The sequence below is a fragment of the Dietzia maris genome (assembly GCF_014144855.1).
Lineage (GTDB): Bacteria > Actinomycetota > Actinomycetes > Mycobacteriales > Mycobacteriaceae > Dietzia > Dietzia kunjamensis.
In genome coordinates, this window is record NZ_JAALDN010000504.1 from 1 (window position 1) to 7,839 (window position 7,839).

General features: G+C 71.3%; 7 protein-coding genes. 4 read left to right on the forward strand and 3 right to left on the reverse strand.

Annotated elements, in window-relative coordinates:
- The 3 genes from G6024_RS15300 to nudC form a co-directional block, all read left to right on the forward strand.
- On the forward strand, positions 1-767 hold a 767-nt coding region (locus tag G6024_RS15300), incomplete at its 5' end, for a PD-(D/E)XK nuclease family protein (RefSeq protein ID WP_182640408.1).
- A 63-nt stretch (positions 768-830) separates the two neighbouring features.
- A complete protein-coding gene (locus G6024_RS15305) occupies positions 831-1,910 on the forward strand; it encodes a potassium channel family protein (RefSeq protein WP_067712343.1) in 1,080 nt (359 codons plus the stop codon).
- 81 nt (positions 1,911-1,991) lie between these two features.
- Positions 1,992-2,918, forward strand: a complete 927-nt coding sequence (gene nudC / locus G6024_RS15310; protein WP_159149098.1) for an NAD(+) diphosphatase — start codon at positions 1,992-1,994, stop codon at positions 2,916-2,918.
- Between the two features lie 43 nt (positions 2,919-2,961).
- On the opposite strand, the gene G6024_RS15315 is transcribed toward nudC, so the two are convergent.
- Positions 2,962-3,240 (reverse strand): mycoredoxin, encoded by a 279-nt coding sequence (locus G6024_RS15315; protein ID WP_159149099.1) that lies wholly within the window; start codon positions 3,238-3,240, stop codon positions 2,962-2,964.
- Between the two features lie 96 nt (positions 3,241-3,336).
- Between G6024_RS15315 and G6024_RS15320 the strand changes: the two genes are divergently transcribed.
- Positions 3,337-5,478 (forward strand): ATP-dependent DNA helicase UvrD2, encoded by a 2,142-nt coding sequence (locus G6024_RS15320; RefSeq protein ID WP_159149100.1) that lies wholly within the window; start codon positions 3,337-3,339, stop codon positions 5,476-5,478.
- 39 nt (positions 5,479-5,517) lie between these two features.
- Here the strand turns inward: G6024_RS15320 and G6024_RS15325 are convergent, their stop codons facing one another.
- Together G6024_RS15325 and G6024_RS15330 are read right to left on the reverse strand one after the other, a co-directional pair.
- On the reverse strand, positions 5,518-6,834 hold the full coding sequence (locus G6024_RS15325) for an ABC1 kinase family protein (protein WP_154830276.1): 1,317 nt from the start codon (positions 6,832-6,834) through the stop codon (positions 5,518-5,520).
- A gap of 8 nt (positions 6,835-6,842) precedes the next feature.
- Positions 6,843-7,839, reverse strand: a 997-nt coding sequence (locus tag G6024_RS15330) for a hypothetical protein (protein WP_241728321.1), incomplete at its 5' end; no start/stop codon positions are given.

Sequence of the window (7,839 nt, forward strand, 5' to 3'; positions counted from 1 at the left end):
AATCGGGACCGGCACGCCGCTGGCACCTCGCCGCGGCACCGCTGCTGGCCGACGCGCGGCGGGCGGCCGAACAGCGGGACGAGGTGATCCTGCCCCGCCGGCTCACCGCGGGGCAGATGGTCGCACTGGCGTCCGACCCCCGGGAGTTCGCGGACCGTCTCCGCAGGCCGGTCCCGTTCCGTCCCGACCGCTTCGCCCGGCGCGGGACCCGCTTCCACCTCTGGCTGGAGCACCGCTTCGGCGCCACCCACCTCCTCGACATCGACGACCTGCCCGGCGCCGGCGACCAGGGCGCGGCCGACGGACTGTCCGAGGCGGACCTCACTGCACTGCAGGAGGCGTTCGAGGCATCCCGATGGGCACGGATGACACCCGCAGCGGTCGAGGTGCCCTTCGAGGTGGGGCTCGGCGAACACCTGTTGCGCGGACGGATGGACGCGGTGTTCACCGCCACCGCCAGCGCGGACACCGACGGCGACGACGACCCGGGGTGGATCGTCGTGGACTGGAAGACGGGACGGGTTCCCGCCGAGCGGGACATGCCCGCCGTCGCCCTCCAGCTGGCCGTCTACCGGTACGCCTGGGCCCAGATCGCCAGTGCCCGCCTGGGACGACCCGTGGGGCTCGACCGCGTGCGCGCCGCGTTCCACTACGTGCGTTCCGGGCGCACGATCGAACCGGCCCATCTGCCGGATGCCGACGAGCTGTCACGACTGCTCTCCGACGGGCCGGGGCGGGGTCGGTTGTTGTCCCGCGGCGGGCGATAGGCGACGATTCATGTCGATGACGGCACGGTCCCCGCGGGGGACGCGTCGCGGAAACGGAGCCCCATGGTGAAGAAGCGCGCACTGGCATCGCGGTTCCGTGGCCACGACCCGCTGGACGAGAGCCCCGACCACGCGCTCGTGGGCGTGGTGAGCATCCCGGAGAACAGTGAGACGCCGTGGCGGCTGATCGGCAAGCGCGTGGTGATGGCCGTCGTCGCCCTGTGCATCGCTGTGCTGGTGGTGTGGTTCGACCGCGGGGGCTATACCGGTGGCGGCGGAGCGAATGGTGAGCTGACGCTCATCGATTGCTTCTACTACGCCACGGTCTCCCTCTCGACCACCGGTTACGGAGACATCACCCCGATCACCCAGCAGGCGCGGCTGATCAACACCATCGTCGTCACCCCGCTTCGCCTCGTATTCCTGATCCTGCTCGTCGGCACCACTCTGGCCGTGCTGACCGAGCAGTCCCGTCAAGCCTTCAAGATCCAGCGATGGAGAACCCACGTGCGCAATCACACCGTCGTCGTCGGCTACGGCACCAAGGGCAAATCCGCCATCGCCGCGATGCTCGCCGACGACACCGCCCCGGACGACATCGTCGTCGTCGACACCGACCCCCAGGCACTCAAGGCCGCGGCCGCCCACGGTCTGGTCACCGTCCACGGTTCGGCCACCCGGTCCGACGTCCTCAAACTGGCCGGCCTCACCCGCGCCTCCGCCGTCGTGGTGGCCACCAACTCGGACGACACGGCCGTGCTGGTCACCCTCACCGCGCGGGAACTGGCACCCAACGCGAAGATCGTCGCGACGGTCCGCGAGAGCGACAACAAGCACCTGCTCAAGCAGTCCGGCGCAGACTCCGTGGTGGTCTCCGCCGAGACCACCGGACGTCTCCTCGGTCTGGCCACCAATTCGCCGACGGTCGTGGGGATGATGGAGGATCTGCTCACCCCGGACGAGGGCTTCTCCATCGCCGAACGACGGGTCGAGGAGTCCGAGGTAGGAGGCTCACCCCGGCACCTGGCCGAACTCGTCCTGGGGGTGGTGCGCAAGGGACAGCTCATCAAGGTCAACGAGCCCGAGGCAGACGCGCTGGAGAGCGGTGACCGGTTGCTCTACATCCGGATGATCGCCGACTGAGCGACGGGCAGGGCAGGAACGCCGAGGTGGCCGGGCTACGCTGATCGGCACCCCTCACGACCGCGAAAAGGACCCCACACGATGCCGATGGACTTCACCCTCGACTCCGATCCGGTGCTCTCGGTGGCGGCGCCCGACAGGGCGGCACCCCTCCGGCAGGACTCCGATGAGTTGAACAGAGGATGGGCCACGGCGCGCGTGATGAAGGTGGACCGTCGCAACAGGTTCGCGATCGAGCCGGCACGCGGTGATCGGCAGCGGATCCGCCTGGAGCCCGCCCTGGACCTCGCGGACTCCCTCCCCGAGGAGGCGGTGTTCCTCGGGAGGACCGAGGACGCCCGGCACATCTGGGCGGTCCCGGTCGACGAGCTCCCCGCCGAGCCCGCGGTGACGTCGCTCCGCTCGTGCGGGGCCGACCTCGTCGAGGGTGACGGGTCGTTGGCCTCCCAGGCCATGGCCCTACTCGGGTGGCATCGCGACAACGTCCGCGGACGCGAACGCACCCACCATCCGCGCCGTGTCGACGCCGGATGGGCGATCGAGGACCCGTTCCACGGGGGCCTCGAGTACCCACGGACCGACCCCGCCGTGATCTGCCTGGTCCACGACGGGGGACGCCGCGTGCTCCTCGCCCGCCAGCCGATCTGGCCCGAGGGCATGTACTCGCACGTCGCCGGTTTCGTCGAAGCGGGCGAGTCCCTGGAGGGCTGCGTCCGGCGAGAGGTCGCCGAGGAGGTGGGCGTGGTCGTCGACCGCGTGCGCTACCTGGGCAGCCAACCCTGGCCGTTCCCCCGGTCCCTCATGGTCGCATTCCACGCCATCGGCGACCCGGAGGCTCCGATCGTGCTCGAGGACGAGGAGATCAGTGAGGCCGCGTGGTTCGACGTCGACCGGGTCCGTGACGCGCTGGCCGGCCGTGGCGACCTCATGGTGGCGCCGGCCGTCTCCATCGCGCACGTGATGCTGCAGTCCTGGGTCGCAGCGGTCGACGGCGACACCGACGCCTGAGGGTGCCGGTGCCCGGCGTCGCCCCCCGTCCCGGACGAGCGCGTCAGGCCCCGGCGAGTTCGGCGAGCTTGGCGCGCACCTGCGAGGCCGGGGGATTGGTGGCGGTGGTGCCGTCCGAGTACAGCGCCGTAGGGACGACCCTGTTGCCGCCGTTCACGCTCTCGACGAAAGCGGCGGCATCGGCGTCCGCCTCCACGTCGACCTCGGTGTAGCCGATCGCCTTCTCGTCCAGCAGCTTCTTGAGCCGCGTGCAGAAGGGGCACCACGTGGTGGTGTACAGGGTCAGGGCGCCGGCATTGTCGTTCGTCGTCACATCGCTCATGACGGGGTGTAACGCGCACGACCGCGGGAATCATCCCCGGGGGGAGGCCGCGGACGAGATGTCGGAGGCGGATGCCACGATGGGTGCGTGAGTGACATGCGGCGCGGACGGGGAGATGGTCGCGGACGGCGAGACGGTGCGGAGTCGGCCCTCGAGGGTCTCGACCCGCAGCAACGCCGTGCCGTGCTGGCCCCGCGGGGCCCCGTGTGCATCCTCGCCGGCGCGGGGACCGGCAAGACCCGCACGATCACCCGGCGTATCGCCCACCTGGTCACGACCGGGCACGTCCGCGGTGACCAGGTGCTGGCGGTGACGTTCACCGCCCGCGCCGCCGGGGAGTTGCGCATGCGGTTGGCGGGACTGGGGGTCGCGGACGCCGGGACGGGACCCGTACAGGCCCGGACCTTCCACTCGGCCGCCCTGCGGAACCTGTCGTACTTCTGGCCACGCGTCTACGGCGAGGAACCCTGGCAGCTGTTGGACGGGCAGTTCCGCGCGGTCGCCCAGGCGGTACGCCGGGTCGGCCTGGACCCCGCCACGGAGACCATCCGGGACGTGCTGACCGAGATCGGCTGGGCCAAGTCCAGCCTGCTCACCCCGGACACGTACGCGGAGCAGGCCGTCGCGCTGGGTCGCGACCTGCCGGTGCCGGCCCCCGAGGTCGCGCGCGCGTTCCGGGCGTACGAGGACCTCAAGGTCTCCGGACCGGTCCGGATGCTCGATTTCGACGATCTCCTGAGCCACATGGCCGAACTGGTGGAAGAGGTCCCGGCGATCGCCGAGGAGTTCCGGGACCGCTACCGCTGCTTCGTCGTCGACGAGTTCCAGGACGTCACGCCGGCCCAACAGCGGCTGCTCACCGCGTGGCTGGGCAGGAGGGACGACCTGACGGTGGTCGGTGACGTCAACCAGACCATCTATTCGTTCGCCGGCGCAGAGCCGGACTTCCTGCTCGGCTTCGCGGACCGCTACCCGGGTGCCACCGTCGTGCGACTGGAGTCCGACTACCGCTCCACGCCCCAGGTCGTGGACCTGGCCAATGCAGTGATCGGCGCCGGCAGCGGCCGTTTCCGCAGTGCCGGGCTCACCCTGCGGGGCATGCGGCCGCCGGGCCCCGAGCCGGTCCTCGCCGAGTACCCCGACGAGGACGCCGAGGCGGGGGCGGTGGCGGGGGCCGTCGCCGATCTCGTCCACGGCGGGATGGACCCTTCGGAGATCGCGGTGCTGTACCGCATCAACGCCCAGTCCGAGCGGGTCGAGGCGGCCCTGGACGAGGCCGGGATCGGATACCGGCTCAAGGGGGGAGAGGGCTTCTTCGAGAGGCCGGTGGTCCGTCGGGCCATGTCGGCGATCGACCGACTGATCGACGGCTCGGACGAGGCGCGGGCGCAGGCGTACTCCCAGCTGTCGGACCCCACGGAGATCGTCGCCGTCATCAGGCAGGCGCTCGAGCCCCTCGGTCTCACCGCCGCCGAGCCGTCCGGTGCCCAGGCCAGGGAGACCTGGAATTCACTGAACTCGCTGGTGGGTCTCGCGGAGGAGATCGCCACGGCGGAGGCTCGCGAGGGCCTGCTGCCGGTGGTCGCGGGGCTTCGAGAACGGGCGGCGGCACGTCACGCCCCGGACGAGCGGGGTGTGACGCTGGCGTCTTTCCACGCCGCCAAGGGCCTCGAATGGGATGCGGTGTTCCTCATCGGGGTCCACGAGGGGAGTCTGCCGATCAGCCACGCGATCAACGCCGGACCGGACGCGATCGAGGAGGAGCGGCGCCTGCTCTACGTGGGCGTCACCCGCGCCCGCGAGCACCTGACGGTGTCGTGGAGTCGGAGTCGACGCGCCGGTGGCCGGGCCAGCCGACGCCCCAGCCGCTTCCTCGACCCTGTTCGCCCGGCCCAGTCCCCGGTCGGACCGCGCGGGTCCACCGACACCTCGGACAAGGGACGGTGCCGCGGGTGCGGGGAGAAGCTCACCGGGCCCATGCACCGCGCGCTCGGGCTGTGCCCGGAATGCTCGGTGGAGGTCGATACCGGCCTGTTCGAACGACTGAGGGACTGGCGCAAGGAGACCTCGGAACGGATCGGCAAACCCGCCTACACGGTGTTCACCAACGACACGCTCGCCCAGATCGCCCGGGAGCGGCCCGCCGACACCCGCGCACTGGGCCGGATCGGCGGGATCGGGGCGCACAAGCTGAGCGAGTACGGCGACGACGTGCTGAAACTGATCCGCGCCACCTGAACCCGCGCCGCGCGGGAGGATCCCCGAGCCGGGGGCTGGTCAGCCCTCGTCGGGGAAGATCTCCGGCATCCAGCGCTGCACGATCTCTCGGTACGGGGCGGACGCCTCGAGTTGGCACAGCATGCCCACCGACGCGGACAGCACCCGGTGGATCAGGACGTACTCGCGCGGCAGGGTGAACGAGCGGGAGGTCCGGAACTCCCGCCCCGACACGTCACCGTAGACGGACATGATGCTCTGCATCCACGCGCGGCTGAAGTGGAAAACAGGCTCGCGCATCGGCTCGATGAACGGGTTCAGGAACGCCATCGCGTCGGCGGGGTCGAGGCCGTTCCGGCCGACGTATCCGGCCCGGGTCATCAACCGCACCAGTTCATCGGAATCACCGGCCAGGGCGAGCCGCATCATGGAGGTGAGAACCTCCGGCACGCCCTCGGGCAGGGGGATCGACGCGCCGAAGTCCAGGACCACCAGTCGACCGTCATCGGCGAGCAGGAAATTTCCGGGGTGGGGATCGCCGTGCATCATCCGGGCACGGGTGGGGGAACTGAACTGGAACTCGGTGAGGAGCTCGCCGGCCCGGTTGCGCTCTGCGGGGGTGCCGTCGCTGGAGATCCGGCTCAGGGCCCGCCCGTCCACCCACTCGGTGACCAGCACCTTGGGCGACGAGGCCAGCACGGAGGGCACCCGGACGAGGCGATCGTCGCGGTAGGCGGCCGAGAACACCCGCTGGGTGTCGGCCTCCGCGCGGTAGTCGAGTTCGCTCACGGTGCTGTCGTAGAGCTCGTCGATGATGCCCCTGATGTCGGTGCCGGGGTTGAGCGGCCGGAACAGGGGAGCCAGTCGCCGGAGTTGCCGCAGGTCCGAGCGGAGGGCCTCATCGGCGCCGGGATACTGGATCTTGACGGCCACCTCCCGACCGTCGGACCAGACGGCGCGGTGGACCTGCCCGATGGAGGCGGCCGCGGCGGCGTCACCGTCGAACTCGGCGAAGCGTTCACGCCAGCGCAGCCCGAGTTGGGTGTCGAGGACTCTCTCCACCTCGGCGGCGGGCATGGGGGGTGCCTCGGCCTGGAGCTTGGTGAGGGCCTCCCGGAACGGCTCGGCGTACTTGTCGGGCATCCCGGCCTCGAACACGCTGAGGGCCTGGCCGACCTTCATGGCGCCGCCCTTGAGTTCCCCGAGAACGGCGAAGACCTGCTCGGCGGCCTGATCGGCCAGTTCCTCGCTCAGATCCCCGTCCCCCCGCCCGAGGGCGCGTCGACCGAGTGAACCGGCGGCGCGACCGGCGATGCCCAGTGGGAGTCCCGCGAGGCGTGCTGCGCGGCGGGACGAGGTGCGGGGTAGGTCGGACACGCCTTCAATCATGACAGAGGACGGACATGCGGGGCGGCCCCACAGTCGCAGGCTGCGTCGGCCTGCCATTCGAGCCGGCGCCACAGTCCCTCGGACGGGTTGATCTCGACGGTGGCCCCGATGGTCTGGAGCCGGGTGCGGGGTTCACGGCTGGCGGCGACCTCCGCCAACACCAGGGCTGCGGCGGCGGTGAGGGCGGGGACGGCGGCCTCGGGGCTGTGCCCGATGAGTTGGGCTGCGACGAACGGCCACCGCGGGTCCCGGCGGGCGCGGTACAGGTCGGTGCAGCGCAGACACGGGGTGACCCCCGGCACCACGGTCGGGCCCACGACCACGCGGCCGTCCCGGCAGTACACGTGCATGTGCGTCTGTCCGGACCGGGCGAGGGCGGTGGTGACCACCGGATCCACGGAGACGGTGCCGGTGAGGATGACGAGGTCAGGGGCCACGCCCCGTCGGAACCAGGGCGGCCGCTCGGCGTCGAGTGTCAAGCCCGGGGTGGGGCCGGTGGTCACACGACAACCGTTGACGGACAGCGGCCCCCGGAGCACCTCCGAGATCTGGCCGACCCCCAGGATGTGGACGCGTCGCACCGGCGCGGGCCTCTGAGTGGAGCCCGTCGCGTGCGCGTCTGCGTCCGTGGCCGTTCCCGGCTCCGGCGGGTCGAGTCGTAGATGACCGAGGTCGGCCAGGTGGACGAGGATCCGGGCCACGGTCGCCATCCCCGCCGCGTCGATTCCAGCGCGCGCGGCGACGTCGTCGAGAGGGGCCCCGCCCTCGAGGCCACGGAGTAGTGCCGAGAGGCTGCGGGCACCCACGGTGGCGGGGGCGTCGACCACCACCGCGCGGTCAGGCGCCAGTCCCACCTGGACGGTGTGGTCATCCCGTGCGACCACCACGGTGCCGGGACGCAGGGTGGCCCGGACCCGGGAGGCAGAGGCCTCGGCCTGCGCGGCGATGACGGGGGCGGTGGTGCGCGGGGAGACGGTCGCCACCGCCGCGGTG